The sequence below is a fragment of the Enterococcus sp. DIV1094 genome (assembly GCF_017316305.2).
In the GTDB taxonomy this organism is placed as follows: domain Bacteria; phylum Bacillota; class Bacilli; order Lactobacillales; family Enterococcaceae; genus Enterococcus_B; species Enterococcus_B mangumiae.
Map to the genome: position 1 here is coordinate 3,137,983 of NZ_CP147250.1, position 26,929 is coordinate 3,164,911.

At 36.7% G+C, this 26,929-nt stretch carries 27 protein-coding genes and 1 pseudogene; 14 read left to right on the plus strand and 14 right to left on the minus strand.

The features are described from left to right. Nucleotides 1–76 precede the first annotated feature (76 nt). Nucleotides 77–1,876, plus strand: coding sequence for a glycerophosphoryl diester phosphodiesterase membrane domain-containing protein (locus DOK79_RS14860; protein WP_206859200.1), 1,800 nt, complete (start codon nucleotides 77–79; stop codon nucleotides 1,874–1,876). A gap of 601 nt (nucleotides 1,877–2,477) precedes the next feature. Next, the gene (locus DOK79_RS14865) at nucleotides 2,478–2,627 is read left to right on the plus strand and encodes a hypothetical protein (protein WP_206859059.1); all 150 of its coding nucleotides are present in this window, start codon (nucleotides 2,478–2,480) and stop codon (nucleotides 2,625–2,627) included. A gap of 140 nt (nucleotides 2,628–2,767) precedes the next feature. Here the strand turns inward: DOK79_RS14865 and DOK79_RS14870 are convergent, their stop codons facing one another. Beyond that, nucleotides 2,768–3,157 carry a phage holin family protein gene (locus tag DOK79_RS14870; RefSeq protein WP_206859060.1) on the minus strand — a complete coding sequence of 130 codons (390 nt, stop codon included), beginning with the start codon at nucleotides 3,155–3,157 and terminating at the stop codon, nucleotides 2,768–2,770. 312 nt (nucleotides 3,158–3,469) lie between these two features. Here DOK79_RS14870 and DOK79_RS14875 point away from each other — a divergent pair, with 312 nt between their 5' ends. The 4 genes from DOK79_RS14875 to DOK79_RS14890 all read left to right on the plus strand — a co-directional run bounded on the left by DOK79_RS14875 (nucleotide 3,470) and on the right by DOK79_RS14890 (nucleotide 6,493). Beyond that, a complete protein-coding gene (locus tag DOK79_RS14875) occupies nucleotides 3,470–3,832 on the plus strand; it encodes a helix-turn-helix domain-containing protein (protein ID WP_206859061.1) in 363 nt (120 codons plus the stop codon). 6 nt (nucleotides 3,833–3,838) lie between these two features. Continuing rightward, nucleotides 3,839–4,267 carry an ImmA/IrrE family metallo-endopeptidase gene (locus tag DOK79_RS14880; protein ID WP_206859063.1) on the plus strand — a complete coding sequence of 143 codons (429 nt, stop codon included), beginning with the start codon at nucleotides 3,839–3,841 and terminating at the stop codon, nucleotides 4,265–4,267. A 904-nt stretch (nucleotides 4,268–5,171) separates the two neighbouring features. After that, nucleotides 5,172–5,930: an Ltp family lipoprotein gene (locus DOK79_RS14885; RefSeq protein WP_242543346.1), complete on the plus strand. Its 759-nt coding sequence runs from the start codon at nucleotides 5,172–5,174 to the stop codon at nucleotides 5,928–5,930. Between the two features lie 122 nt (nucleotides 5,931–6,052). Then, nucleotides 6,053–6,493, plus strand: coding sequence for a nucleoside deaminase (locus tag DOK79_RS14890; protein ID WP_242543347.1), 441 nt, complete (start codon nucleotides 6,053–6,055; stop codon nucleotides 6,491–6,493). An 89-nt stretch (nucleotides 6,494–6,582) separates the two neighbouring features. Here DOK79_RS14890 and DOK79_RS14895 read toward each other — a convergent pair whose 3' ends face one another. The 3 genes and pseudogenes from DOK79_RS14895 to tnpA form a co-directional block, all read right to left on the minus strand. After that, nucleotides 6,583–7,035, minus strand: coding sequence for a GNAT family N-acetyltransferase (locus DOK79_RS14895; protein ID WP_206859064.1), 453 nt, complete (start codon nucleotides 7,033–7,035; stop codon nucleotides 6,583–6,585). 75 nt (nucleotides 7,036–7,110) lie between these two features. After that, nucleotides 7,111–7,308 carry a cold-shock protein gene (locus DOK79_RS14900; RefSeq protein ID WP_206859066.1) on the minus strand — a complete coding sequence of 66 codons (198 nt, stop codon included), beginning with the start codon at nucleotides 7,306–7,308 and terminating at the stop codon, nucleotides 7,111–7,113. A 727-nt stretch (nucleotides 7,309–8,035) separates the two neighbouring features. Continuing rightward, nucleotides 8,036–8,392: pseudogene (tnpA, locus tag DOK79_RS14905) on the minus strand (IS200/IS605 family transposase); the annotation flags it as partial. 205 nt (nucleotides 8,393–8,597) lie between these two features. Between tnpA and DOK79_RS14910 the strand changes: the two are divergent. After that, entirely contained in the window at nucleotides 8,598–8,942 is a 345-nt protein-coding gene (locus DOK79_RS14910) for a helix-turn-helix domain-containing protein (protein WP_206859072.1), read from the plus strand. A gap of 451 nt (nucleotides 8,943–9,393) precedes the next feature. Beyond that, nucleotides 9,394–9,948 carry a DUF5067 domain-containing protein gene (locus DOK79_RS14915; protein ID WP_206859074.1) on the plus strand — a complete coding sequence of 185 codons (555 nt, stop codon included), beginning with the start codon at nucleotides 9,394–9,396 and terminating at the stop codon, nucleotides 9,946–9,948. A 328-nt stretch (nucleotides 9,949–10,276) separates the two neighbouring features. Here DOK79_RS14915 and DOK79_RS14920 read toward each other — a convergent pair whose 3' ends face one another. Next, on the minus strand, nucleotides 10,277–11,623 hold the full coding sequence (locus DOK79_RS14920) for a glucose-6-phosphate isomerase (protein ID WP_206859076.1): 1,347 nt from the start codon (nucleotides 11,621–11,623) through the stop codon (nucleotides 10,277–10,279). Between the two features lie 112 nt (nucleotides 11,624–11,735). Continuing rightward, nucleotides 11,736–13,085: an NADP-specific glutamate dehydrogenase gene (gene gdhA, locus DOK79_RS14925; protein ID WP_206859078.1), complete on the minus strand. Its 1,350-nt coding sequence runs from the start codon at nucleotides 13,083–13,085 to the stop codon at nucleotides 11,736–11,738. Between the two features lie 112 nt (nucleotides 13,086–13,197). Between gdhA and DOK79_RS14930 the strand changes: the two genes are divergently transcribed. Then, nucleotides 13,198–14,457 (plus strand): NAD(P)/FAD-dependent oxidoreductase, encoded by a 1,260-nt coding sequence (locus DOK79_RS14930; protein ID WP_206859080.1) that lies wholly within the window; start codon nucleotides 13,198–13,200, stop codon nucleotides 14,455–14,457. Between the two features lie 108 nt (nucleotides 14,458–14,565). Here the strand turns inward: DOK79_RS14930 and ybaK are convergent, their stop codons facing one another. Genes ybaK through DOK79_RS14945 form a run of 3 tightly spaced genes read right to left on the minus strand, consistent with a single transcriptional unit; the run spans nucleotide 14,566 to nucleotide 17,012 of the window. Next, nucleotides 14,566–15,051 (minus strand): Cys-tRNA(Pro) deacylase, encoded by a 486-nt coding sequence (ybaK, locus tag DOK79_RS14935; RefSeq protein WP_206859085.1) that lies wholly within the window; start codon nucleotides 15,049–15,051, stop codon nucleotides 14,566–14,568. Between the two features lie 20 nt (nucleotides 15,052–15,071). Beyond that, nucleotides 15,072–15,827: a type I 3-dehydroquinate dehydratase gene (aroD, locus tag DOK79_RS14940; RefSeq protein WP_206859086.1), complete on the minus strand. Its 756-nt coding sequence runs from the start codon at nucleotides 15,825–15,827 to the stop codon at nucleotides 15,072–15,074. A 15-nt stretch (nucleotides 15,828–15,842) separates the two neighbouring features. Beyond that, nucleotides 15,843–17,012, minus strand: a complete 1,170-nt coding sequence (locus DOK79_RS14945; RefSeq protein ID WP_206859087.1) for a class I SAM-dependent rRNA methyltransferase — start codon at nucleotides 17,010–17,012, stop codon at nucleotides 15,843–15,845. A gap of 301 nt (nucleotides 17,013–17,313) precedes the next feature. On the opposite strand from DOK79_RS14945, the gene DOK79_RS14950 reads away from it, so the two are divergent. The 3 genes from DOK79_RS14950 to DOK79_RS14960 all read left to right on the plus strand — a co-directional run bounded on the left by DOK79_RS14950 (nucleotide 17,314) and on the right by DOK79_RS14960 (nucleotide 20,992). Then, a complete protein-coding gene (locus DOK79_RS14950; protein ID WP_206859088.1) occupies nucleotides 17,314–19,461 on the plus strand; it encodes an LTA synthase family protein in 2,148 nt (715 codons plus the stop codon). Between the two features lie 303 nt (nucleotides 19,462–19,764). Further along, nucleotides 19,765–20,493, plus strand: coding sequence for a hypothetical protein (locus DOK79_RS14955; RefSeq protein WP_206859089.1), 729 nt, complete (start codon nucleotides 19,765–19,767; stop codon nucleotides 20,491–20,493). Further along, nucleotides 20,480–20,992: a hypothetical protein gene (locus DOK79_RS14960; RefSeq protein ID WP_206859091.1), complete on the plus strand. Its 513-nt coding sequence runs from the start codon at nucleotides 20,480–20,482 to the stop codon at nucleotides 20,990–20,992. Before DOK79_RS14955 ends, DOK79_RS14960 begins: the two co-directional genes overlap by 14 nt. A gap of 68 nt (nucleotides 20,993–21,060) precedes the next feature. Here the strand turns inward: DOK79_RS14960 and DOK79_RS14965 are convergent, their stop codons facing one another. The 3 genes from DOK79_RS14965 to DOK79_RS14975 are packed head-to-tail and all read right to left on the minus strand — an operon-like array spanning nucleotide 21,061 to nucleotide 23,550. Further along, nucleotides 21,061–22,503 carry a sensor histidine kinase gene (locus tag DOK79_RS14965; RefSeq protein WP_206859092.1) on the minus strand — a complete coding sequence of 481 codons (1,443 nt, stop codon included), beginning with the start codon at nucleotides 22,501–22,503 and terminating at the stop codon, nucleotides 21,061–21,063. Further along, complete coding sequence (locus tag DOK79_RS14970; protein ID WP_206859094.1) at nucleotides 22,503–23,219, minus strand: response regulator transcription factor; 717 nt, start codon at nucleotides 23,217–23,219, stop codon at nucleotides 22,503–22,505. The genes DOK79_RS14965 and DOK79_RS14970 overlap by 1 nt, the downstream gene beginning before the upstream one ends. Beyond that, nucleotides 23,200–23,550 (minus strand): SdpI family protein, encoded by a 351-nt coding sequence (locus tag DOK79_RS14975; RefSeq protein ID WP_206859096.1) that lies wholly within the window; start codon nucleotides 23,548–23,550, stop codon nucleotides 23,200–23,202. The genes DOK79_RS14970 and DOK79_RS14975 overlap by 20 nt, the downstream gene beginning before the upstream one ends. 142 nt (nucleotides 23,551–23,692) lie before the next feature. On the opposite strand from DOK79_RS14975, the gene DOK79_RS14980 reads away from it, so the two are divergent. Next, nucleotides 23,693–24,466, plus strand: coding sequence for a Cof-type HAD-IIB family hydrolase (locus DOK79_RS14980; protein WP_206859098.1), 774 nt, complete (start codon nucleotides 23,693–23,695; stop codon nucleotides 24,464–24,466). Between the two features lie 173 nt (nucleotides 24,467–24,639). Then, nucleotides 24,640–24,783: a type I toxin-antitoxin system toxin PepG1 gene (gene pepG1, locus DOK79_RS14985; RefSeq protein ID WP_206859099.1), complete on the plus strand. Its 144-nt coding sequence runs from the start codon at nucleotides 24,640–24,642 to the stop codon at nucleotides 24,781–24,783. Between the two features lie 260 nt (nucleotides 24,784–25,043). On the opposite strand, the gene DOK79_RS14990 is transcribed toward pepG1, so the two are convergent. Both DOK79_RS14990 and citX read right to left on the minus strand, forming a co-directional pair. Further along, nucleotides 25,044–26,438, minus strand: coding sequence for an oxaloacetate decarboxylase subunit alpha (locus tag DOK79_RS14990; RefSeq protein ID WP_206859101.1), 1,395 nt, complete (start codon nucleotides 26,436–26,438; stop codon nucleotides 25,044–25,046). Further along, nucleotides 26,439–26,927, minus strand: coding sequence for a citrate lyase holo-[acyl-carrier protein] synthase (gene citX, locus DOK79_RS14995; protein ID WP_242543348.1), 489 nt, complete (start codon nucleotides 26,925–26,927; stop codon nucleotides 26,439–26,441). Nucleotides 26,928–26,929: the final 2 nt, after the last annotated feature.

Sequence of the window (26,929 nt, forward strand, 5' to 3'; positions counted from 1 at the left end):
TACTGCAATGAATATTTACTGCAGTACTCCTTTTTTATTTTTTGCGTTATAATGTTAGGAGTAGGTGATAGTAATGATCGTTTATATAAAACGTAGTTTAGGAAATGCTTGGGACTTCCTCAAAGGGACGCAAGCTTACTTTCGTGACGTAGTTTTGATGCATGGGTTCATCTTATTTATTTGTTTACCTTTGCTTGGAAGTACAACACGTTTGATTTTACAACGTGGGTCGATTGATTATCTCTCCACTGATAATATCCCCACATTGATTTCACAGCATCCAGTCGTTTTTTTCTCCTTGATCGCTGTCTTGTTGATGATTTTACTCCTAGTTTATTTTGAGTTCACTTTTTTACTGATGAGTGTTTATTTTATCAAAAAACAAGAACCGATATCGTTGAAACAATTACTGCAATTGACGATTCGGCAACTAAAAAAAGTTCGTCCGATGATTTTTTTATTTTTCTTGGCTTACTTCTTTCTGATTTTACCAGTCAGTGGAATGAGCTTTAATTCTGATTTACTTTCTAGAATCAAGATTCCTGCATTTATTATCGACTTTATTTTTGCAAACCGCTGGATCGTCGTCAGCTCTTTTCTTTTTGTTTATGTATTCCTCGGCTATATCGGGATTCGTTTGATTTTCTCTTTACCAGAAATGATTTTAAGAGACCGTCCTTTTCGTGAAGCCGTTCGAGAAAGTTGGCGTTTGACCAAATCACGATTTTTCGCGATTTCAGGACAGTTTTTGATTATCAGTGGAACGCTTCTCTTGATTTCAACAATCGGTTACTTAGCGATTATCTCCGGTCAGATTTTAGTTGAGTCCTATTTTTCTGAGTATTCATTGATCAGTGCTGTATTTGCAATGACTCTTTTACAAGGCGTCATCTTGTTCAATTTTGTGATGTCGACCGTGGGTATTTTTTATGTCATTGTGGACTTTATGGATGACGAAGGGTTTTTACCCGATATCCCTAGCTGGTTTTCACCACAAGAAGAACCTCAAAAGCATTCTGCTGTAAAGAATACTGCATTGACCTTATTTGCCGTATTTTTTGGTGTCGGTGTATGTATTTACAATATGAACTACTTGGACTCTGCCTCTGAAACAACCCCCCTCACCATTTCTCATCGGGGAGTTAGCTCTGGGAATAGCGCGCAAAATACGATTGCCGCTTTAGAAAAGACGAGTAAAAATTACCATCCTGATTATGTAGAGATGGATGTTCAAGAAACAAAAGACGGCCAGTTCGTTGTGATGCATGACTTCAATCTTAGAGATCTGACAGGAGTCAATAAGGCACCGCAAGATTTGACACTTGAAGAATTAGAAAAATTGACCGTCACTGAAAATGGTGCCAAAGAACCACTAGTTTCATTTGACACATATCTAAAACGAGCAAATGAATTAAATCAGAAATTACTCATTGAAATCAAAACGACTAGAAAAGACTCAAAAGATCTAGTCAAAAATTTTGTTAAGAAATACGAAGAGAATATTTTAACACATGGACATATTTTACAAAGTTTGACTTATCAAACAGTTTCAGAGTTAAAAGCTGAAAATCCAGATTTTTATGTTGGGTATATTTTACCTTTTAATATCATTGGTCCTCCAGTTACCCCAGGTGATTTCCTAACCATGGAATACAGTACGATCAATCGTAACTTTATCGATTCTGCCCATCAAGATGGCAAAAAAGTCTATGTATGGACCCTAAATGATTCAGACGATATGAGCCGAATGATGTTTTATGGCGTAGATGGCATCATTACAGATGATATGCAAGCTTTAAATGCTACGATCAAGAACACAGAAGGCGAAATAACCTACTCAGACAAATTATTAAACTTTGTTCTAGGTGTTGGATAAAACAAAAGCGTATCGCTCACTGTCCGATTGGATAAGTAAGCGACACGCTTTTTAGTTTATCTTTCTCTTGATTCCTTAATCGCCCGAACGACTGCTAAAACAGCGGGAATAGCAGAAATAACTGCTAGAAAAATACCCAATTTACCAGAATTTTTTCTTTTTTGCATAGCGTTTCGCCCCCTTTCTTTTATTATAATGAACTTTGCGAAATATCTCAAAACAAGTGTTTGCTCGTTTAATTCTTGGATTTCCCACTAATTTACTTCTCCCTCCTTTCAATACCAGTAAACCAAACGTCAGATATGACAATATTGTTTGAACATTCTCCCAAGCTGTTCGTGAGTCTTCATTCAAAAACAGCTACACTTAGATCAAAGAGGTGAATAATAATGGTCTATGTACAAACAGGAGTTTTTTTACTATTAATGATTGGTTTATTGATTGGAATCACGGAAAATTAATCGAGATATAACTCTCCCCTTTTATGCAATAGCACTTTGATTGCCCAAATTTTGAAATGGTGCTAAACTTGAATTGTATCCGAAAGTTTCACAGAAAGTTTCATGGATACGTTACTTTTCAAGGAAGGGAGGAAACCTATATGACATTCACAAACACAACTATCAGCTATCGTGTAGCTTTTGATAGCTCGACTAACCGCTTCATGGCAATCGATGCAATGAATGAACAACATGTTGCTTATGGGGTCACCATTGAACAAGCAGTAAAAGCATTACACGAATCTAACTAAGGAGTGTCCCTTTTTCATGCCAGCTGATAATTCTATCAAGAAGTAAAAGACGTTTATGGCCAAGTGAGCCACAGAAACGTCTTTTTTGTTTACTTCAAAAAATATTAAACGCAAGTACTACTTACAATAAAATCCACAGTTTATTTTTTACTCCTCCCCTGCTCCTCTGAAAAATCACGCCATTTTTTTAAACGTACTTTAACAAACTCTGGCACAGGAATCCCTAACTTTCGCAAATTTTCAATCACAGACAAACCATAGATTGCACAATACGAGAACACTAAAGCAATCCCAATTGCTTCAAAACCAGTAATCTTTAAATAAGGATATGCAATCGCAACAATAAGAAAAATCATCACGTACTTGACTAGATCTTTCAGAAAAGATTGTTTGCTACGTTTCTTTTTTTCTGTTTTCAAACAAATTCCGCTAATGAAATCAATACATAGAATCAATAAAAATATCTGAATATACACATTACTCCCAAGATTTTTAAACTCATTCAATACCACAGCATTATCTACGATCATTTCCTCACCCTCTACTTTCCAGATTATTTCCCATTATTTTTTAACTCGGCTTGCTGTACTTCTCAATTGTTTGAAATAGTAAAAATATCATCATCTTTGACACAAAATGACTTTTAAGCTATCATAAAATCAATAAAAGAAAAAGAATACGCTTTAACTTAATTGAACTAGCTTGCTTGAACTTCTAAGTTACTGAATTCTTGTCTTTTTAAATGATTAAACGATTGTATAAGTAAACTATAATAGCATAAAAGCTAATTGTCAACCGAAATAACTTTTAAGCTATCTCAAGATCAAGAAAGGTGGTTCCTCATGACACTTGTTACAAGAATCAAACAATTAGCGGAAGAAAAAAAAGTAACCTTTGCTGAAGTCGAACGTGCCGTAGGAATCTCTAATGGGCAAATCAGACGATGGGACCGTGTTTCGCCAAAGTCGGAAAACTTAAAAAAAGTAGCTGATTATTTTGGCGTAACAACTGATTTCCTTTTGGGCAGTAACCAAGCACCGAAATGGGCAAATACAGACGATCTATTTGAATTGGACAAAATGCTTAATTCAAATGTCAACATGGCGTATGGCGGCGAAACATTGACAGAACAAGAAAAGCAACGTGTAAAAGATGTACTGACCGGGCTTTTCTGGGAATTTCGAAAACGCGACAAAGAGAAGTGAGCGTATATGGAGATGGATATTATCAAACTAGTAAGCGAACTGAAGCGCACCTATGATACTGCCAATCCTTTTGTCATTGCTGAAAAATTAGGAATAGAAATCAGATATGTTTCTTTTCTAGATAATCCAAAAGGACAGTTTCAAGAACTATTAGGCTCCCCTATTATCTTATTGAACAACTCAATAAAAGAATCAGAAGAACGTTTTTACATTTGCGCCCATGAACTTGGACACGCCTTGTTCCATCGTGAAATCTCAAGTTACTATGTGTCATCCAGAAACTCAAGAAGCAAATCAGAAAGTGAAGCCAACTGCTTCGCCTCCAATCTGATCGTTTCCTTGTATAAGGAAGATACAGAAACCTATCCAAGAGAAGTTGAGGAGCTGACACGACTCTATGGACTTCCGGAGAGTTGTTATCGGTTTTTGATATGAAATGGAATAAACTACAGATTTTCGAAAGATGATACTGTAGTTTATTCTATTTTTTAGATCAAAATCATTTTGGATTGTAAGAATTTACTCAGTGTCGTTAGCAAAAAAATACCGAATCATTATAAAAAAAGGTTTTACCAATCTATTTCTCAAAATTAGTAGTTTTCTCTGGTTCAATTTTGATAAATGATGATAAGTAACGCAATAAAAAAAGTAACATTTCCATTATATATATAACTATTCTGATTTTTATTTTTTTCAAATAAGTAAAGCAGCAACTTCGATAACAATCACAAAATTTCTAATAAAACGAATTTCCCCTCTTCTTATTTACTTTACCTAAATTGTTTATAGTCCTTATATAACTAATTTATTTTATTTTAAACGAAATATGTAAATCCTTGGTGCAAAATTTAATTAATTATCTTTAGTTATATAACGTTTTAAATACGAAAAACGCTGTGTAATATGTACATATATTATTTTACAATAACAAATCATGTGTGCTAACATTCATTTGAAAGCGATTGCAAAAAACATCTTGATAACGTGGCTAGTTAAAAAATCGATGAATAAAATTTGCACCGTTTTTTAAAGATCAACTGTTCAAGTGGTTTTGAAATTTTGGGAGGATATGTATATAAAAAACTACTTTTTCAAGAGATGCTTACTCGTTCTTTCTCCTTTTTATATAGTGTTCAAAATATACTAACAAATTTTTTATACTTAAAAAACTTATAGCTTAATTGTATGATTACCTATACTACTACCATCTTTAAACTAACAATGAAATGATTAAGTATATTATTTAAATTTGGTTAAACATAATTTTGAATAGTATTCTTATTATTTCGGCGACTATCACTAGATGCCGTTAAGTGAAATAAATTTTTGGGAGGACTATATGGCTAAGAAAAAAGTTATAGGACAGAATGGTAAAGCTTACGTAGTAAAAGAGAAAAAACCGTTTTACAAAAAAGTTTGGTTCTGGGTCATTGCAACAATTTTACTTTTTGCTGTTGGCGGCTCATTGACTGGAGGAGGTAATAATAACAGTTCAGATACAATTACTGCTAAATCATCTGAAGAAGAGATATTCTCTGATCCAGAAACTTCTGAGACTACTTCCAATATTCCAGAAGTTTCAACCGAAATCACACAATCTTCTGCAGAAGAAACCATAACATCTCCAAATACATCTGAAACTACTGAACAACCGAGTTCTAATGATGATGTCTCTCTCGAGTTCTCAAATGCGCTAAGATCTGCTAATGATTATTTGAACTATACTTCATTCTCACAACTGGGACTGTATGATCAACTGATTTATGAACAGTATCCTCCTGAAGCAGCTCAATATGCCATTGATAATGTGGATGCTGATTGGAACCAACATGCGTTACAAGCTGCACAAGATTATTTGGATTACTCATCTTTTTCAAAAGCTGGCCTTTACGATCAATTGATTTATGAGCAATATACACCTGAGCAAGCACAATTTGCTATTGATAGTATAGAAGCTGATTGGAACCAACATGCATTACAAACTGCACAAGATTACTTGGATTACTCTGCCTTTTCAAAAGCTGATCTGTACGATCAGTTGATTTATGAACAGTATACATCTGAGCAAGCACAGTTTGCCATTGATAATTTACCGTAATGATCATAGATTTTTTCAGAAACAGTAAGTTAGTTGCTTACTGTTTTTTTGCTGGTAACCTGCATTTTTTTCATCATCAATCTATGTTACAATTTCCTTATAAAATTATAGGAGAGACAATTATGAACTATCATCCCCAAGAAAGTATCATGAGTAAGTTGATCCAATTACAAAGACAAGAACATTCGATTATTGCTGCTGTTATAGATAACAAGAATATGATTTTATCGATTGGTAAAACAACTGTCTTTATTGACAATGATCCCACTTCTCATGCTGAAGTAAACGCAGTAAGACAAGCTTGCAAGAAACTAAATACACATAGACTACCACAAGGTTATTGGTTATATAGTACCTTTGAGCCATGCCCTTTGTGTAGCTCAGCAATTATTTGGGCAGGTATAGACGGCGTAGTCTACTCTAATAATCCAGCATACCGTGGAAAAGAGCAAAATTGGTCATTCATATCTTGCGAAGAAGTTCTTCAAAAAGGATCTTATATACATGATGTTTCATTAATCAAAGATTTCATGATTGATGAGATTAAAGATTATTTTACTTGATTATCTAAAGTCGATAAATATCTAACTGTTTGCATCCAATTCATTTATTCTGTGATTTCACTTATTTTGAAATACAATAATAAAAAAATTCATGTTTCATCTATTAAGTTTTTTTCCAAAACCCTCATCAACCGTGCAAATTGATCTATCTCCTTTGACACTTCCTTGTATCCCCACTTTTCATATAGTCCTTCATGCTGTGTAGTTATATAAACATTTCTAAACCCAATTTCCGTTAATCTACGTTCGCCTATTTCTACTAATTCCTTACTAATGTGATTTCCCCGATATGCTGGTGTGACAAAGACAGTCGCAATATTTGGCGTGTATTCATTCGTGTAGATAATATCTTTTTTGACAAGAGTACAAAATCCCACAATTTCGTCTTTTTCTTTTGCGATAATCACAGATTCCCAATCTGTGAATTCGTGCTTTGCCATTTTATCTGCTGTATACTTTGCTGCCTTCCAATCAAATTGACGAATAGTATTAGCTACTTTAAGCCATTCAGGGTGATCATTCGTTAAGATGAGATAATCCATACGTTTTCCTCTTTTCTATAATTTAATAACAAAAAAACCATCTCACGATGAGATGGTTCAAATTTAAATTTTGAATTATTTCATGATATTTACTGCTTGTGGTCCACGTTGACCATCTTCAATATCAAAAGTAACTGCTTGCCCTTCATCTAAAGTCTTAAAGCCGTCACCTTGGATTGCTGAAAAATGTGCAAACACATCTTGTCCATCTTCCCCAGTGATAAATCCAAAACCTTTGTCTGAGTTAAACCATTTTACTGTACCGTTATTCATATATATTTCCTCCTATTACGTAAATCATACGTGTTTTGTTGCAATTAACATTACTTGGTAAAAGGAGTTTTTATAGTGTGAATATATAGCTCAGATTACGTTTCAAATTAGATTACTAAATCACTATAGCATGTATGATCGAATAACACAAATATGAACTCTTACTGACTGTATTTAGAATTTATTAAACCAATATTCATGTATAAATTTAGATTCAATTGAGATAGATGATTTTTTGAATTTATTTCGTAAACTCTTTTCGCCTCATTAACCGCTGCCTTGTTCCAATTGTTCCGTATATATATTAGGTTGCACTTTACTTATTTGATCTTTTCAATTTCACCTTATACTTCCAAGAAAAGTTTTCACCTAACACATCTTCAGAAATCTATTCCGGTTAAATCCTATTTATTATTATTGACTCATTTTATATGGATAATTGTATGTATATTAAACGCAAAATCTCACTTTACTTTTGCTCAGAATTTGACCTAAAAGGTCTCAATAAACTTCTAACTAAAATCATCTCCTCTGGTTTACATTATAATTGTAAGCTCTTACGAGTAGCCAACTTCTTACGACGCTTGCTTCCCAAATTTTGTCTACCTCTAAAAAAGTCTTTATATTAATTATCTCACGCTATATCATGTTTTTCTTATCCTTGAATGTATTTTCTTATGATCCCTTAATTCAATCACCCATTGCTTACATAATACACTTCTACCTAAAAATGTCGATTGCTAAACTTATATTTACAATTTTTTCTTATTTATCAAAAATCATCAGTGCACTTTTACCTTTTAAATATCTCATAAAATTAAACACACTCATTTTTTTGGGTACACAATAACAGATGGATGTTATCTGGTATTATTTGTACCTGCAAGATTTCTACTCCATTATACTTAAATAATCTCTTGATAAGCCCTTGAATAATTGTTTGATAATGATTATAGATGATTCTTCTTCGATAATTTGCTGTAAGTACAATGTGATACTTGAACAGCCACTTTGTATAGGCTAAACTATTTGTTTTATTATCTATTTCCTTAACTTTCGTTATCAATATAACCAGAAAAATCATATTTTAACGATGTTAAAGGCCTTTTATAAAACTATTTATTTTCCACAAACATAGCAGGTGTTTTTCTTTTTCGCTCACTGTGCGATTTCAAATTGATTTAAAGACTATAATAAAATATTTTTTCACTTTTAGTGAATAAATATATTTATTTCTATACTTCCACTTAAAGTGATAGTAATATTATTTATAGACAAGGAGTGAAAAAATGACTATTGGAATACGAATTGCTGAATTAAGAAAACAAAAAAATATGAGCCAATCTGATTTAGCTAAAGCTCTGATTGTCGCTCCTAGCACTATAGGAATGTGGGAAACTGATCAACGTGCTATTAAAGATGACCATTTAAAGCACCTAGCTAACTGTTTTAACGTAAGCGCAGACTATCTTCTTGGAACCCTACATGCGCCTGATTGGGCAGATATAAATGATTTAATTGAACTGGACAAACTACTAGAGTCAAACGTCAATATGTCGTATGGTGGGGAAATACTCACATCAGAGCAAATCCAACGTGTAAAGGATATCCTTACTTCAACATTATTGACCTAGTGTAGGATATTAATTATAAATATAACATCACTAATCTTTTGATAAATTAAACATTCAAATAAATCACGTTATTTTTCGAGCATACTAATGGGCAGTTTCATGAAATACTATAGTCATTGTTTTATATTTTTGAGTGATCATATTATGGATTTGGAAGAACTTTTTAGGTTTGTGTTCATGAACTAGCTCATGCTATTCTTTATTAGAATCTACCTAATTATTATTTATCTACCAGAAAGACACGAAGTAAGTCTGAAAATGAAGCTAATTGTTTTGCTATAAAACTGGTTGTTTCTCTATACAACGAAGATGCTGATTTTATACAATAAAAGTTGAAGATTTGACGAAAATGTATGGGCTTTCATAAAAAAGCTCATACAGCTTCTTGATCTAACTACGGCCAGTACTTCCAGCCAAAAATGGAAGTAAATGAATTATTTAGGAGGAATATATGAAAAAGATAGTTACCTTAGGATTTATTTTAATTTCAAGTATTACTTTAGGAGCATGCAATAATAATGATTCAAACTCGTCAAGCAATAACTCAAGTTCTTCAGACATAATATTTGAAAGTAGCTCTACCTCTGATGAGACAGAAACTAGGACCGCTAGTGATACAACTTTTGAAGATGATTCATCAAAAATAGTAATAAAAAATACCGAAGAATTGACAAGTCAATATGATGTCAATAAAAAGATTTTAGCTATGGAAATTGAATATACTAATAAGGGAGATGAAGCCCAAAGTCCGTGGTTTGCATTTGCAACTTCAATCAGAGCAATTCAAGAAACAGATACAACCGAAGAAATTTTGAATGGTGCTAACGGTTTATTTGCAGAAGATTATAAACCCGACCTTGTAAAAATGGGAGACACTAATGTAAAATCAGGAGCTACTGTTGATGCAGTTATCGGCTTAGTCATTTTATATCCAGGATCACCTATTACTATGCAAGATGTCATGGCTAATGGAGTATTTGAAAAAACTATTGAAACTACAAACTAAAAAAGTGTAGCAATCTACTATTTTTTAATTGTCTGAATAAAATTACAAAAGAAGCTGAAATAATGTCCACAATTAAGATAAAAAAGCATCTTGTCTAGTAGTCCATCTGTCTTTCTTCATGTAGTACCATTTGTAGTACCAATAATAAAATGGCGCTTACATGTTTTTATCAACAACGTAAAGTTTCCGGACAAATTATTTCTCTACCAAAAAAGGATGGCTAAATCAGCCATCCTTTCATTTTGGGTACCAGAATGGGTACCATATTTTATTTCAAAGCGAACATGTTTTGGGAACTGATTTTTTATCAGTAGCGTAAAACCCTATCCTACAGGCGTTCGTTCAACTCTTTAGCAAGATCTTCAAACCCTGGTTTACCTAGTAGGGCGAACATGTTTTTCTTATAAGCTTCTACCCCTGGTTGGTCAAATGGGTTGATTCCGTTGATGTAGCCAGAAATGCCGACAGCAATTTCAAAGAAGTACATTGTGTAACCTAAAGTGTAAGCATCCATTGCTGGGATTTTTACTAATAGGTTTGGTACGTCGCCGTCTGTGTGGGCTAATAATGTTCCTTCAAAAGCTTTTGTATTTACAAAGTCAACTTCTTTTCCTTGTAAATAACCAAGTCCATCCAAGTCTTCTGCTTGTTCAGGAATCGTGATCGATTTACGTGGTTTTTCAACTTTGACGATTGTTTCAAAGATATTGCGGCGGCCTTCTTGGATAAATTGACCTAGTGAGTGCAAGTCTGTTGAGAAGTTTGCACTTGAAGGATAGATTCCTTTTTGGTCTTTTCCTTCTGATTCGCCGAATAATTGTTTCCACCACTCAGAGAAGTATTGCATTCCTGGTTCGTAGTTGATCAATAATTCAGTAACTTTGCCTTTACGGTAAAGGATGTTACGCATTGCTGCATATTGGTAAGCTTCGTTTTCTTCAAGTTTGTCACTTGAGTAAGCTTTGCTTGCATCTGCGGCTCCTTGCATCAAGGCATCGATGTCTGCTCCGCTTGCTGCGATTGGTAGTAAACCAACTGCTGTCAATACAGAGAAACGTCCACCAACATCATCAGGAATAACAAATGTTTCCCATCCTTCTGCGTCGGCTTCTACTTTAACAGCGCCTTTTGCTTTGTCTGTTGTTGCGTAGATGCGTTTGTTTGCTTCTTCTTGTCCATATTTTTTAACAAGTAATTCTTTGAATACACGGAATGCAATGGCTGGCTCAGTCGTTGTTCCTGATTTTGAAATGACATTTACTGAGAAATCACGATCGCCGATCACTTCAATCAAATCAGCAAGATAAGTTGAGCTGATTGAGTTTCCAGCGAAGAAAATTTGTGGTGTTTGGCGTTTGTCGCTTCCCAACAAGTTGTAGAATGTATGTTGTAGGAAATCGATTGCTGCACGAGCGCCTAAATAAGAACCACCGATACCGATGACTACAAGGACTTCAGAATCAGATTGGATTTTCTTAGCAGCTGCTTTGATACGATCAAATTCTTCTTTGTCGTAGTTCGTAGGTAGGTCGATCCATCCTAGGTAGTCGCTGCCTGCGCCTGTTCCTTCTCGTAATAATTTGTCTGCAGCAGTAACTTGACTCTGCATATAGCCTAACTCATGTTCATTGACAAATGGTGCAACTTTAGAATAGTCAAAATGAATGTGTGCCATTTTTGTTCCTCCTTAAAAGTTTCAATCTACAGATATACTTTACGTTTTTTTTGCTTATTTTTCAAGCAAATATACGAGAAGCTTCTAATATTTACAAGAAACTTCCATTTTTTTAAACTAAGCCTTGCATTGCCATTACTTTTGCGACTTTTTCAAAGCCAGCAACATTGGCACCTAGCAAGAGATTTTTTTCGTTACCAAAATCTTTGGCAGTTTGACGACAAGTTTGATAGATGGTTGCCATGATGTCATCTAGTTCTGTGTCGACTTGGCTGCTTTCCCAAACAAGGCGTTGGGAGTTTTGACTCATCTCTAGCGCAGAAACAGCAACTCCACCTGCATTGGCAGCTTTTCCTGGACAATACCAGATGTCTGCTTTTTCAAAAACTGAAACGGCTTCAAGTGTCGACGGCATGTTTGCGCCTTCGGCTACGATCTTGACACCATTTTCTACTAAGATCTCTGCCAAATCATCATTGATTTCGTTTTGTGTGGCACAAGGCAAAGCAATATCTGCGGCTTGCTTCAATGTCCAAACAGATTCATTTGCATGATATTCAGCTGACGAGCGTTCTTTGACATATTCTGTCAAACGGGCTCTTTTGACTTCTTTTAATTCTTTTAACAGATCAAGATCAATGCCTTCTGGATCATAGATGTATCCGCCTGAATCGGAACATGTAACGACTTTTCCACCTAGTTCATGGACTTTTTCGATGGCATAGATTGCTACATTTCCACTACCTGAGACAAATACGGTTTTGCCCGCAAATGAATCTTGCTCTTCGTTCAATAAATGTTTTACATAGTAAACCAAGCCGTAACCCGTTGCTTCTGTTCGAATCTTGCTTCCCCAGAAATCGAGTGGTTTCCCTGTCAACACACCGGCATCGTATTGCTTCAAACGTTTATAGGCACCATACAGATAGCCGATTTCGCGTGCACCAACGCCGATATCTCCAGCAGGTACGTCGATTGAAGGTCCGATATGCTTCGCTAGTTCTAACATGAAACTTTGACAAAAGCGCATGATTTCATTATCTGATTTTCCTTTTGGATCAAAGTCACTTCCGCCTTTACCGCCGCCAATCGGCAGACCAGTTAGGCTGTTTTTGAAAATTTGTTCAAATGCTAAGAATTTTAAAATACTCAAGTTGACACTTGGATGAAAACGTAAGCCACCTTTATATGGTCCGATGGCTGAATTGTATTGGATTCGATAACCACGATTCACTTGCCAGTTTCCTTGATCATCTTGCCAAGGTACACGGAATTGGATCACGCGTTCTGGTTCAACTAATATCCCTAGAATATTTTTTTCAATATATTCTGGATTTTTTTCTAAAAATTGGATGACCGTGGGCATAAATTCATCGACCGCTTGTAAAAACTCGCTTTGGCCTTCATCTTTTTGGTGAAGTTTTTCTTGTATCGATTGTACATATTCTTTTGCATTTGACATAGGTTCACGCTCCTTTATTCTTCTGACTTTATTTTAGCTTATTTCAATCATAGGTCAAAACATTTTCTGCGAATCGTCATCAAATATGCTACACTCTCTGTGAGGTGAGAAAATGGAAAAAACTTATGACGTGATTGTTGTTGGTGCAGGAACAAGTGGCATGATGGCTGCAATCAGTGCGGCGGAGTATGGTGCGAAAGTCCTGTTGATCGAAAAAAATAAAAAAGCGGGCAAAAAATTATTGATGACTGGTGGCGGTCGATGTAATGTCACAAATAATCGCCCCGTCGATGATTTGATTGCGCATATCCCTGGAAATGGTAAATTCTTATATAGTACGTTTTCTCAATGGAACAATTTCGATATCATGGAATTCTTTGAATCACAAGGGGTTCATTTAAAAGAAGAAGATCACGGACGAATGTTTCCGGTGACGAATAAATCGAAAACGATCATTGACGCATTAGTTCATCGTCTGAATGAATTGAACGTCACGATGTTTTTTGGTGAACGTGTTGAAAAGTTGATCCATAAAGAGAATCAAATCTATGGTGTACGTACGGAATTTGATGAATTTAAAGCAAAATGTGTCATTTTGACGACGGGTGGTCGAACGTATCCTTCGACTGGTGCAACGGGTGATGGGTATAAGTTGGTCAAAAAAGTGGGGCATACTGTCACGCCCCTTTATGCAACAGAATCTCCGTTGATCTCTGAGGAGCCTTTTATTGCTGATAAAGTGTTACAAGGTCTTTCTTTACAAGATATTACATTGCGCGTCTTGAATCCAAAAGGGAAAGTGATCACGGAACATACGATGGATCTTTTATTTACCCACTTTGGGATCTCTGGCCCTGCTGCTTTACGATGTTCGAGTTTTATTAACAACGAACTACAAAAAACACAAGTGCCTGTCACTGTATCTTTAGATTGTTTTCCGACGAAGTCTGTGCAAGAACTGGTACAAGAGTTAACAGAGTTGAGTAAAGAATCGAAAAAGAATCTAGCCAATGCTTGGCGTGGTTTTCTACCTGAACGTCTGCTACAGTTTTATCTTGAGCGTTTAGAAATGACGGAGTTGACTGGTAGTCAAACAACGGAAAAACAAATTCAGGAGTTTGCTGCATTATGTAAAAATTTCGAGATGTTGATCCACAAGACATTTCCGATCGAGAAATCTTTTGTGACAGGTGGCGGTGTCTCTTTAAAAGAGGTCAACCCGAAAACAATGGAAAGTAAACGATTGAGTGGTTTGTTCTTTGGCGGAGAGTTACTTGATGTCAATGGCTATACAGGCGGCTTTAATATTACTGCAGCTTTTGCTACTGGGCGAGTTTCAGGGATGCATGCAGCGATGCAAAGTCAGTGGTAATAACTAAAAAAGCAAAACAATACTTGAATGCAGTCATCTTTGAAAGGCAACGTGTGTCGTTTGCCTTTCAAGGGCGCTCATTCCGTATTTGTTTTGCTTTTTTTAGTTCTAACTCTTGATATCAACAAATGTTGCATTGGTCAACTCGGCGATGGCTTCTGGAGCTAGCTCTATTTGCAGTCCTCGTTTTCCAGCAGAAATGATGATTTGATCATACGCTCTTGCCTGTTCTTCAATAAATGTAGGAAATAACTTTTTCATCCCAATTGGTGAACAACCACCTCGGATATAGCCAGTTGTTTTTTCTAAATCTTTCAGGTGGAGCATTTCTACTTTTTTATTGCCAGATGCTTTTGCTAGTTTCTTTAAATCCAGTTCGGTGCTTCCAGGGATCACAGCGACGATTGGACCTGTGTTATTGCCGACTGCCACTAATGTTTTAAATATCCTGTCTTCACTTCCAGGCAACTGATCTGCAACGGATGAGGCACTGATATGGTCTTCATCCCAAGCGTATTCATGTTCTGTATAAGCGATCTTTTTTTGTTCGACCATGCGTATCGCATTGGTTTTTACTTGTTTCTTTTTTGCCAAAATATTCACCTTCGTCTAGCTTAATTTTCATTGAGTAAACTAATGATTTTTTTTAATTGTTTGACTGGTAACTGTCCAGGTGCCGATGCACGTGTCGCATCTAACGCACCAAATGTGATGGCTGAACCGGTCACGTTGCCGGCAAGTCGAGAGACCATGCCGAGTTCTCCCATCGACATTGTGACTAAAGGCATCGAAACAAACGAATGGGCGCGACGAGTCAATTCCATCATACGTAGGACATCTCGTTCATTATTTGGCATCACAGCAATCTTACCAATACTTGCACCAAAATGTTCCATCATATTCAAACGATACAGCAAAACTGGATCTGCTGGGGTTTCTTTGAAATCATGACTACTGATGACCAGTGGGATCTGCCGGCGATGGATATCATGAAGCAGATCTTTATCCATACTTTCAATTTTGAACAACTCAATATCTAGCATATCCACTAATTCTGTATCGATCAGAAATTTATATAGATCGTGGTAGTCTTTGATTGAGATGTCTTGTGCGCCACCTTCTTCTAAGGTGCGAAAGGTCAAAAGTAAAGGAAGTCCTTCTAGCATCTCATAGATCAATACTAATGTTTCCTTTAATTGTTCGTGATCAAAGACTTCTTGATAACAATCAAGTCGCCATTCTGCTAAATCCGCGCCTGCTTCTCTCGCTAGGATCGCTTCTCTTAAAAGATCCTCACGAGTCATGCCAGTCAAGGGCGCACATACTTTTGGACGTCCGGTACCAAATCTTACCCCTTTTACTTGAAACATTGCTTCACGCCCTCTCTATTTTTTTATTTCATATACGAATACCTTTAAATAATTGCCTTCTGGGAAAGAATCAATGGTTTGAAAATCATCAGGTAAGCGATACACGCCGCTGATTTGATAATCATACTCCGCAGAGATCAGTTCGTCTTCGATCATCGCTTGAAATTGATCGATCGATACATTGGCTGCATTTGTTGAGGCAATCAAGACGCCTTCATCTGCTAAGATCGACAAGCTATCTCTAACTAATTCCCCATAATTTTTTGCCACACGAAAGACTTTTTTCTTGTTCCGTGCAAAGCTTGGCGGATCTAAAATGATCACGTCATAAGTAAACCCTTTTCGTTGTGCGTATTTAAAGTATTCAAAGACATCCATAACGATGATTTTTTGTGCATCAGAAGTTAAACCATTGACCTCAAATTGTTCGCGTGTCTTATTTAAGCTTCGTTTCGCGAGATCGACACTTGTCGTTTCTCTTGCACCGCCCATCGCAGCAGCCACCGAAAAAGCGCCCGTATAACTAAACATATTCAATACCGATTTTCCTAATGCCAGTCCATCGATCAAAGCTCCTCTGACTTCTTTTTGGTCAAGAAAAATCCCAGTCATGAGTCCTTCATTCAAATAAGTGGCATAGGTCACTCCGTTTTCTTGGACGAGTAAAGGTTCTTGCGCTTCTTCCCCCGTCACATGCTGGCTCTCAGGTAATCGTGTCGTTTCAAAACGAATTTTTTCGTAAACCCCTACAATTTCAGGATAAGCAGCTTGAAAAGCGTTTAGTAAAACTTCACGAATCAAGTATAAGGTTTCATTGTACCAAGAAAAGACAGCAAACCCGTCATAATAGTCGATGATCAAGCCACCGATACCATCGCCTTCTCCATTGAACAAGCGAAAAGCCGTAGTTTGCTCGTCGTTAAAAAAGCTTGTTCTTTTTTCTCGGGCTGTATGGAATTTTTGTTCAAAAAAGGATTGATCAAATGGTTCATCCTGATCACTTAGTATCCAGCCAATCCCTTTGTTTTGTTTCCCTAAATAGCCTTTTCCTATAAATTTACCTTGTTGATCAACTAATTCAACCCATTCTGTTGTTCGTTTCACTTGAACTAGATCTTCTTCTTGGATCAATGGGTAACCTTTTAAAAATTTTTTGACCGCTCTTTTTTTGATTGTTAGTTTCATTGGCTCACCTGCTTTTTCATTCTCCCTTTTAGTATAACAAAAAACAGCCTGCTTGTCTTAGTGATTCCTTGGCTTGAGCCTACTTTCCCTTAGAAAAAGATCATGTACATAGTGGTTCATCCTAAAAGCATGTTTATCTAAAAATGAAGGATATTAAAGAAAATCTTAATCTATTAAGCTTGATTTGTACTTTCAATTGACACTATTTTGGTCTACTAGTAAAATGATGAGGAGTATGTGAGTCGTGAGTATGTTTCATGCCACTCTTTTTTTATGTAAGAGTGCAGAAAGGAAGATTAATTTGAAAATAAAAACACCCGCTTTTTTAAATAAAAGGCTCGGATTTTTTTCTTTACTAGCAGTTTTGTTATGGGTCAAAACAATTGCTACTTATCTATTTGAGTTTCATTTAGGAATTGACAGTGGGATTCAGTACTTCATCTTGTTCATCAACCCAATTGCAACAACTATCCTTCTTTTAGGGATTGCCTTATATGTTAGACGAACGAAAGCAGCGTATATCACAATGCTTGTCATCTATTTCTTGTTGACCTTGCTCTTATTTTCTAACATCATCTACTATCGTGAGTTCACTGATTTTATTACGATCAACGCGATTTTAGGCGCAGGAAAAGTTGCAAGTGGTTTAGGAGAAAGTGCGATACGGTTGTTCCGTCCCTATGATGTCCTTTATTGGATCGATATCGTTCTGATAATTGCCCTTTTAGCAACGAAAAAAATCAAAATGGATGAACGTCCGATCCGCGCTCGGATGGCGTTTGCTTTTTCTACTTTAGCGATCATGATCTTTTCAGGAAATCTCTTTTTAGCTGAAGCAGATCGTCCAGAGTTATTGACACGTACCTTCTCTCGTGATTATTTAGTTAAGTATCTTGGACTAAACGCATTCATGGTGTATGACGGTATCCAAACTTACCAAACGAACCAAGTACGCGCAGAAGCAAGTCCAAATGACATGAAAGAAGTAGCAACGTATGTCAAAGAACATTATGCGCAACCAAACCAAGACCTATTCGGATTAGCTGAAGGTAAAAATGTTATCTATATCCACTTGGAAAGCTTGCAACAATTTGTGATCGATTATAAATTGACCGACGAAAATGGTGTAGAACATGAAGTAACACCTTTCTTGAACAGCTTGTTCCATAGTAATGAAACATTTAGTTTTGATAACTTCTTCCACCAAGTAAAAGCAGGAAAAACAAGTGATGCCGAAACATTGATGGAAAACTCATTATTCGGTTTGAACCAAGGTTCATTGTTCACTCAATTAGGCGGCAAAAATACATTTGAAGCTGCACCAAACATTTTAAAACAAACAAAAGGTTATACAAGTGCCGTATTCCACGGAAATGCTGGTACATTCTGGAACCGTAATGAAACATATAAGAGTTTTGGTTATGATTACTTCTTTGATGCGTCTTACTACGACGTGAATGATGACAACTCATTCCAATACGGTTTACATGATAAACCATTCTTTGAACAATCAGTACCATACTTAGAACGGATGCAACAACCGTTCTACTCTAAATTTATTGCTGTATCCAACCACTTCCCTTATTCAAGATTCACGAATGAGGAAGCTGGATTCCCAGTAGCAAATACAAATGATGAAACAATCAATGGGTACTTTGCAACAGCCAATTATTTAGACCGAGCAGTAGAAGAATTCTTTAACTATTTAAAAGCAAGTGGCTTGTATGAAAACTCAATGATCGTCTTGTATGGAGACCATTATGGTATTTCTAATTCAAGAAACAGATCATTAGCTGAGTTGGTTGGTAAAACAAGTTCAACTTGGACGAATTTTGACAATGCAGCGATGCAACGCGTACCATACATGATCCATCTTCCAGGACAAACAAAAGGCGGGATCAATCATACGTATGGTGGACAAGTTGATGCTTTACCTACACTGCTTCACTTGTTAGGCGTGGATTCAAAAAATTATATCCAACTTGGTCAAGACCTGTTCTCACCAGACAACAATCAATTAGTGGCGTTCCGTGATGTTGATTTTGTTTCACCTAAGTACACATACTACGGTGGCGCGGTTTATCTAACAGAAACTGGCGAACTGCTTTCAGATATGACAGAAGAACAACAAGCAGAAGTCACTGCTTTGCGTGAAGCAGTCAGCAAGCAACTTGCAGTTTCAGACCAAATCAACAACGGGGATCTTCTTCGTTTCTATACAGAAAGTGGTTTAGAACCACTTGATACTTCTACGTTTGATTACAAGAATGGCTTGCAACATCTAAATGATGCTGAACGCGCACTTGGCGATAAATCAACAAGCGTCTTTAGTCAAAACAATGATCAAACAACGCAAAATCTATACGAATCAAAAACGTTCCAGGATCTTCATGGCGTTCCTGATACCGAAGAACCGACGGATAGTGATGATTCAGTAGAAAACAACTAACGAAATCACGTGATTGCAAATACCTTTGTTATCACTCAAAAAAGCACTTGCGAATATTCTTTCTGCAAGTGCTTTTTTTGTGTGAAATAATGTCTACTGTTGGTAAGAAACGCTTGTTTGATTGGGCATCGTCCAAACGAAAAGTAATTTACTTAAACCTGTCAGGTAAGATGATCATTCTGTTCATTTTATGGTCATTTCAATCAACGATTCGCCTCCTTCTTTCTTTATTTCGGTTTTTCACTAAATGAATTTCATACTTTATTCATATTCATTTTTTATACTATTCTTGAGGTGAAAAGTATGAATATGATCCGTTATTCTACGGCACGGTTACTTTATTACAAAAAACAAACTTTTTTGTATACTTTATTTTCAAGCTTTTCTGCTTTATTATTACTGATCAGCTTTAACTTATATAATTTACAAACAGCTTTACACAAACAAATCCAAGATCGGGTCTTGATGTTTGATGCTTCTGATGTCAAAGAGAATTTACCTTCTTCAGAAACGCTTCAACAAGCCTATCTGATCGTAATCAGTTGTATACTGGCACTGTTTGCATTGTGTTTCTTTTTTTTCTTTTTACACTCACTTTATAAGCATCGTATGGAAATAATCAATTGGCGATTGGCAGGGCTATCAAAACCAAAAATGTTCTTCTTTATTTTTTGGCAATCGTTGATTCCGTTACTCATGAGTTGTCTTGCTGTTCTTTTGCTCGTTTTTGCTTTTCAAAATGGCTATCAAACATTACTTCAAAAAATCAATTTGACCTTGTTGAATTTCTTCGAATTACCAAATCTACCAACTGTCTTTTCATCTGGAAATGGTTTATCGATTTCGATTGACCAAAACACTTTTTTTATGATTGATTTTTTTAGCGATAACTTTTTAACTGATACCTTAAAAGGAATTGGGCAGACGATCATCTGTTTAGTTAGTATTAGTACATTGCTTAGTACCTGTCTATTCATGATTTCAAATCGACTTTTAAAAAGAAAGAAGCTGATCATTGATGAACCCACATGATTCACTGATATCGTTTAACGGTTTTACTGTTTTGCTTGGTTCTAAAGCCGAGCAGCAACTGATTTTTTCAGAGATAAAAGAGCAACTCCTTACTTCTGAACGTACAGATGTGATGATCGTTCAAAAAAACTGGCCCTTCTTCCCTTACCTCAATTTAAAGGAACAAGTATTTTTAGATATCTCTGAAAAACAAAAGAAGTCCAAACAGGAAGATATTCAAAGCAAGCTGATGATCGACTCCTCTTGCTTAAAAAAAGCAGTGGATGAATTAAATACATTTGAAAAAATCAAATTACAACTTATGCACGCGATCCTTGCTGAGAAAACGAATTTGATCATTGAAGATCCTATCGATGATCTTTCGATTACTGAAATCCAAGATCTCTTAGTCCATTTATGTGATCTAGTCAACGAGTTTTCTTTTTCTATCCTTTTATTGACACACGATCTCTCGATTGCGGAAAGTCCATATGTCAACTTTTGTAAAGAAGCAAGTTAAAATTTGATTCTCTTTCAAGCAAAAACGCTAAAGCAAGATTCTTGCCTTAGCGTTTTTTTGTTGTTCAGTTATTCGATCTCCACATCTGGTAGTTTGACAGTAAAGGTCGTTCCTTTGCCTAACTCGCTCGTGACATCAAGCTTTCCTTTATGCAGTCGAACTAATTGTTGGACGATTGGTAAGCCTAACCCAGACTCACCGTATTTGGTATTTTTTCTAGATGGATCGACTTTGTAATAGCGATCCCATATACTTTTCATTTGTTGTTCTGACATGCCGATCCCTGTATCAGTCACTTTGATGATCGTTTCAAGATACCCTTTTTCTAAAGTGACCGTGATCGTTCCATTTTCAGTGAATTGGATCGCATTTTGGATAATGTTGACCATGATTTGCACAAAACGATCATAATCAGCATATACATCTAATTGCTCTGGTGCTTCTAAAATCAATTGGTTGCCCGCAGCTTCTGCTTTTGATTCCAATTGGGCAACGATATTTTTCAAAGTTTCTGTGCCATCAAATTTCTTGATGACCATACTGATTTGATTCGTTCTGATTTTTTCATAATCTAGATTCTCATTGACTAAACGAATAAGACGTTCGGTCTCGTTCTTCATCAACTTGATAGCATTGTCTCGTTGATTTTCTGGGATGGCATTATACTCTAAACCTTCCAACAAGCCATTGATCGTTGTTAATGGCGTCCGCATCTCATGAGACGCATCTGCCATGAATTGCCGGCGACGATTTTCTTGTTCTTCGATTTCTGCACGTGACTCTTTCAGGGAATTCGTCATCTTATTGAAATCGTCTGCTAACTCATCAAATTCATCTTTGTCGTTGACTGGTAACTGCACATCAAAATTGCCGTTTGTCACCTCTTTGGTGGCATTTCTCAATCGATTGATCCGTTTCACTTGGAACGCAGCAAACGCATAGCTGGCAATGATGGCAATAATACTTGAGAAAATGAACCCTTTAAATAGATTCAAGGTCACTGAGCGCACACTATTATCGATGTTTCTTGCAGGTTGGCTGACGACCAGTCCTCCATAAAATTCATGGTTCAAGTTAAAAGGAACCAACGCATATGAGGTGGCTTGATTTTCTCCTGCAATATTTTTATTGGAGGTGAACTTGACTTGTCGGCCATTTTTCAAGCTTTCCCATTGATTGGCGGTGATCGTAAAATTTAAGTAAACGCCAGCGGTTGGATAGATGACACGCTCATACTTATCAATAAAGATAAAGTTGACATTTTGTTCCGTCAACACTTGTTCGGTCAATTCCAAGGCATTTTGGAATGCCTGATCTTGATTGAATTGAGAAAACGTATCTGCAAAAGTTTGCGTCGTTTTTTCCACTGATTCAGCATAGCCAAAGAGTTGTTGGTAATTATTTTCTTCGATCGTCTGCTTCGTCAATTGGGTAAAAGAAATGCCGACGATCAAGATGATCATGGCGATCATCCCACAAAAGGCAAGTAGTTGTTGATATAAATAACGCATCAGGCAACACCTGAATCATCAAATTTATAGCCTACGCCCCAGACTGTTTGGATCACTTGTGGGCCTACTTTCTCAATTTTTTGACGCAGTTTTTTGATATGTGCATCGACAGTTCGTTCATCCCCAAAGTATTGGTAATCCCAAACTAGTTCCAATAACTGTTCTCTTGAAAAAACTTGTCTTGGTTTTTTTGCTAATGTAAATAAAAGATCGAATTCTTTAGGTGTCAAACCATCGATCGGCTTGTTGTTCAAATAAGCTTCACGTGTTTTCGTATTCATTTTGAAATGATCGGTTTGGATATCAAAGTGTTGATCAGATAAGGTACTTTCTTCTTTCGTTTCCACTAACTCACTGCGGCGGTGTAAGGCCTTCATACGGGCAATCAATGTTAATGGGCTAAAAGGTTTCGTGACGTAATCATCTGCCCCCATTTCTAAACCGATCACTTGATCACTTTCAGAATCACGGGCAGTCAACATAATGATCGGTACAGTACTAGATACTTTGCGGATTTCTCGTCCAACCATCATGCCATCCATTGTCGGTAGATTCAGATCTAACGTGACCATATCCCAGTGCTGTGGATTTTCTAAAAACGCATCTAATCCTTCTTTTCCATCATATTTAAAGGTTGCTTCCCAACCTTCATTCAAAAAAAACATCTGCATCATTTCAGATACGGATTGATTATCTTCAATCATTAAAATGTTCATGCTCGTCTCCTCCATTTTCCAAATCGTAAGTTTGTAATTTCTTTTCTGTTAATATAAAAATCGGCATGATTGGAAAAACTAAGACCAACATTTCAATAATGAAAAAATTTGTATGGCCTGTCGCTTTCAACCAGTACCCGATCAGAGTCATCAATAAACCAAAAAGAAAGAAATATTTTCCGCTCGTTCGTTGGGCGATCTGCCAATGTGCGTCAGATTTAGCAGCACGTTCTGAATGATAACCGTATAAAGGCAAGTTACCTTTAGAAGGTAAAATCAAAAATAAGAGACCTATTAAGGTTAAAAAGGCACCTACTGTTAAAAAAATCATTATTTCACTCCCCAATCTCTGTCTATAGTATACTCTAAAATCTTTGTTGAACCAATAAGTTCAGTAATTCTTCACGAAACGTTTGTCTTTTGTTCATTCTTTGATAAGATAAGGGTATTCAATTGAAAAAGGAGTTTTATTTGTGACAAACTATAAAGCAATCACATTTTTTGATCTCGATGGGACTTTACTAGATGGAAATTCTAAAATCACTCCTGAGATCGCCGCAGCCATTCAAGCGCTAAAAGACAATGATATCCTTCCTGTTATCGCTACAGGACGTACAGAAATGGAAATCAGACAAATCATGCGTGATGCGGGTATCACCTCTGCTGCAACAATGAACGGATCGTGTATCAGTGTTGAGGGAGAAGAAATCTATTCTGTTCGTTTTTCTAAGGAAGAATGTCAAAAAATGCGTGACCATATCGAAGAGCAAGGCCATGCACTTTGTTTTTATAACCGAGATAATATTTGGAGTACACATCACACGGAGACTATGAGAAAAGCTTATGGCTTTATCCATTCAGATGTCCCGCCGATCGATCCTTCGGCTTTTCAAGATCATCCGATCAATATGTTGTTGATCCTTTCAGAATCAGGCGACGAATACTATCATGAACATTTTCCAGAATTGACTTTTTACCGCAATAGTCCGTATTCGATCGATACAGTTAAAAAAGGTATTTCAAAAGGTGCTGGTGTCAAACGATTGAAAGAAACCTTAAACTTAGAAAACATTCCAACTTTTGGTTTTGGTGATGGCCCTAATGACTTCGCTTTGCTTCAAGCTTGTGATCATAAAATCGCAATGGGCAATGCGTATGATGAGTTGAAAGAAATTGCCACGTTCATTACAAAGAAAAATACTGAGGGCGGAATCGTTCACGCATTGAAGCATTTTGACTTGATTTGATCGTCTGTTATAGCACAACTAGCTATTTCGATATTCCATCTAAATAACTGAATCTCATAAAAAAGCCCTAGTTATTATCTAAAGTTCAAGGACTCTAACTAGGGCATTGTGCTATACTTTTTTTGACAGTAAAGTTTAATGACGGTGGTGACTTCTGGAAGGTGGTGGTGCTTATGGAAATAAGTACAGAAATCTATGAAAGGAGAAACCTTTTGTCTGCATATGAGACAATTCAAACGATCGTAGCTTTCGGTATGTTTACCATTGCTTTGATCAGTTTGGTTGTGGAACTGCTTAAAAACGACAAAACGAAATAGCCGTCACTTTAGCGGAGGACGACTATTTCTACTGAAATAAGTTAAAGCTTTGCCACCGTCTTTAGCGGTGCTGTCAAAAGGAACTGTTGACGCAGTTCCTTTTTTCATCTTTATTATAGCATAGCACGGACGATTCAGCCATTGTTATCTAAACACATGGTTGGAAATTTGATCTAGTCAACATCTCTCAAGTGACAAATAATCACCTTTATTTTTACTATCTCTTAGCAACCTTTAAAACTTAAATACTTGTATTGTCATCAATCGATGTCGATCATCACTTCAACCGTTTGCAGTGGTACGTCATAAAACCGATCTTCGCGACGTCCTAAGAAATCTTTGGCTTGCTGAGGGAATAACGCATAACTCAAAAGATCTTCTGTTGATTTTGCATAGTCGCTGATTTCTTTTTCGAATTGAGGCAATTGTGGTGCCAATAAATCGGCGGGTCGTACAGTGAGTACTTCGTCTTCTCCGATGATTTTTTGTTTGATCTCTTCAGCAATCGGTGCTGGCGGACGGCCATATAGTCCACGGACGTATTCTTTGATTTCAGTTGGGACGAGCTTGTAGCGGTCACCAGAAATCACATTCATCAAGGCCTGTGTTCCTACCATTTGAGATAATGGGGTGACAAGTGGTGGAAACCCAAGATCTGATCGAACTTTTGGTACTTCTGCTAATACTTCCTCATATTTATCTTGTAGTCCTTGTTCGGTTAGTTGGCTCAAAAGATTCGATAACATACCTCCAGGGACTTGGTAAATCAACGTTTTGGGTTCGATATCCTTTACTTTGGGATTTAACATCCCTTCGTTTCGAAAACGATCTCTTAGCGGATTAAAGTATTCTGCTATTTCTGTGATCTTTTTCATGTCTAATCCTGTATCATAGCCCATCTCTGCAAGGACCAAAGCCATTGATTCCGTTGCAGGTTGGCTCGTGCCACCGGCAAAAGAAGAGATCGCTGTATCGATGATATCTGCTCCTGCTTCTACCACTTTTAAATACGTCATTTCGGCGATACCACTTGTGGCGTGCGTATGGACTTCTAAAGGTAATGGGACAGCATCCTTGATCCGACTGATCAATTCATACCCTGTTTGTGGTGTTAGTACTCCTGCCATATCTTTGATACATAAAGAATCGGCACCTGTAGCAGCCATTTCTTTTGCTAATTTAACAAAATAATCGATTGTGTGGATCTCACTGGTCGTGTAAGAAATGGCTGTTTGGCAATGTCCACCAGCTTCTTTGGCTGTCACGATCGATGTTTGTAAATTACGGACATCATTCAATGCGTCAAAAACACGAATAATGTCGATCCCATTTTCGATCGATTTTTCGACAAATTCTCTTACTACATCATCTGCGTAATTTTTATAGCCAAGTAGATTTTGTCCACGCAGTAACATTTGCAGTTTTGTATTTTTTACTTGTGAGCGAATCAGACGCAAGCGTTCCCAAGGGTCTTCATTCAAGTAACGTAAGCAAGCATCAAAGGTTGCACCTCCCCACATCTCTAATGAATGATAACCTGCTTCATCTAGCGTGGTCAAAATCGGCAACATGTCTGCTGTAGTCATTCTTGTAGCAATCAAACTCTGTTGACCATCACGCAAGACAGTTTCCATCATTTGGATTTTTTTCCCCATTTACTCCCTTCCTTTCTCAACGAGTTGTTGGATATGGTTACGTATTTCTTGGAATGGATGTTTCTGTTGACGGCTACATACTTTAGCTTCTTCGGAACAAATGAAACACGTCCGTTGCTTATAACCCAGCATGTCACGACTGACTGGTTGAAGCTGTCCTTCTTCCCAAAAAAGAACGTCTAGATCTACGAGTCGCCCAAAAAGACAAGTTTCTTCAAGTTCGATCATGCGTTTTTTTAGTGTCTCTTTTCCTAATGGAAGAACTAAAAAATACTCGTAACCCGTTTTTTTCTTGCGATATAAATGAACCAATGGTCTGACCTCTGAAACACTTTTTTCGACAGCATCGATCATCACATGAAATACTTGTGCGATTTCTTCTGACGTTTTGACAGGCCCCGGTATATTCATGGTTGCTGAAAGCAATACCGCTTGTGGATTTGCTTTTAATAAATTTTTTTTGGATATTCGCCCGTACTTCTTTTGCATGA

Coding starts and splice junctions, on each gene's coding strand:
- DOK79_RS14870 (WP_206859060.1), bottom strand. CDS start 3,157: ATGATCGTAGATAATGCTGTGGTATTGAATGAGTTTAAAAATCTTGGG.
- aroD (WP_206859086.1), bottom strand. CDS start 15,827: ATGTTTCAAGTAAAAGGGGTAAGATTTGGTACCGGACGTCCAAAAGTA.
- DOK79_RS14975 (WP_206859096.1), bottom strand. CDS start 23,550: ATGATTTTTTTAACAGTAGGTGCCTTTTTAACCTTAATAGGTCTCTTA.
- DOK79_RS14955 (WP_206859089.1), top strand. CDS start 19,765: ATGAATATGATCCGTTATTCTACGGCACGGTTACTTTATTACAAAAAA.
- DOK79_RS14970 (WP_206859094.1), bottom strand. CDS start 23,219: ATGAACATTTTAATGATTGAAGATAATCAATCCGTATCTGAAATGATG.
- DOK79_RS14960 (WP_206859091.1), top strand. CDS start 20,480: ATGAACCCACATGATTCACTGATATCGTTTAACGGTTTTACTGTTTTG.
- DOK79_RS14875 (WP_206859061.1), top strand. CDS start 3,470: ATGACACTTGTTACAAGAATCAAACAATTAGCGGAAGAAAAAAAAGTA.
- DOK79_RS14920 (WP_206859076.1), bottom strand. CDS start 11,623: ATGGCACACATTCATTTTGACTATTCTAAAGTTGCACCATTTGTCAAT.
- DOK79_RS14930 (WP_206859080.1), top strand. CDS start 13,198: ATGGAAAAAACTTATGACGTGATTGTTGTTGGTGCAGGAACAAGTGGC.
- DOK79_RS14890 (WP_242543347.1), top strand. CDS start 6,053: ATGAACTATCATCCCCAAGAAAGTATCATGAGTAAGTTGATCCAATTA.
- DOK79_RS14880 (WP_206859063.1), top strand. CDS start 3,839: ATGGAGATGGATATTATCAAACTAGTAAGCGAACTGAAGCGCACCTAT.
- DOK79_RS14910 (WP_206859072.1), top strand. CDS start 8,598: ATGACTATTGGAATACGAATTGCTGAATTAAGAAAACAAAAAAATATG.
- gdhA (WP_206859078.1), bottom strand. CDS start 13,085: ATGTCAAATGCAAAAGAATATGTACAATCGATACAAGAAAAACTTCAC.
- DOK79_RS14865 (WP_206859059.1), top strand. CDS start 2,478: ATGACATTCACAAACACAACTATCAGCTATCGTGTAGCTTTTGATAGC.
- DOK79_RS14915 (WP_206859074.1), top strand. CDS start 9,394: ATGAAAAAGATAGTTACCTTAGGATTTATTTTAATTTCAAGTATTACT.
- citX (WP_242543348.1), bottom strand. CDS start 26,927: ATGCAAAAGAAGTACGGGCGAATATCCAAAAAAAATTTATTAAAAGCA.
- DOK79_RS14990 (WP_206859101.1), bottom strand. CDS start 26,438: ATGGGGAAAAAAATCCAAATGATGGAAACTGTCTTGCGTGATGGTCAA.
- DOK79_RS14885 (WP_242543346.1), top strand. CDS start 5,172: ATGGCTAAGAAAAAAGTTATAGGACAGAATGGTAAAGCTTACGTAGTA.
- DOK79_RS14895 (WP_206859064.1), bottom strand. CDS start 7,035: ATGGATTATCTCATCTTAACGAATGATCACCCTGAATGGCTTAAAGTA.
- DOK79_RS14965 (WP_206859092.1), bottom strand. CDS start 22,503: ATGCGTTATTTATATCAACAACTACTTGCCTTTTGTGGGATGATCGCC.
- DOK79_RS14945 (WP_206859087.1), bottom strand. CDS start 17,012: ATGAAACTAACAATCAAAAAAAGAGCGGTCAAAAAATTTTTAAAAGGT.
- DOK79_RS14900 (WP_206859066.1), bottom strand. CDS start 7,308: ATGAATAACGGTACAGTAAAATGGTTTAACTCAGACAAAGGTTTTGGA.
- pepG1 (WP_206859099.1), top strand. CDS start 24,640: ATGGAAATAAGTACAGAAATCTATGAAAGGAGAAACCTTTTGTCTGCA.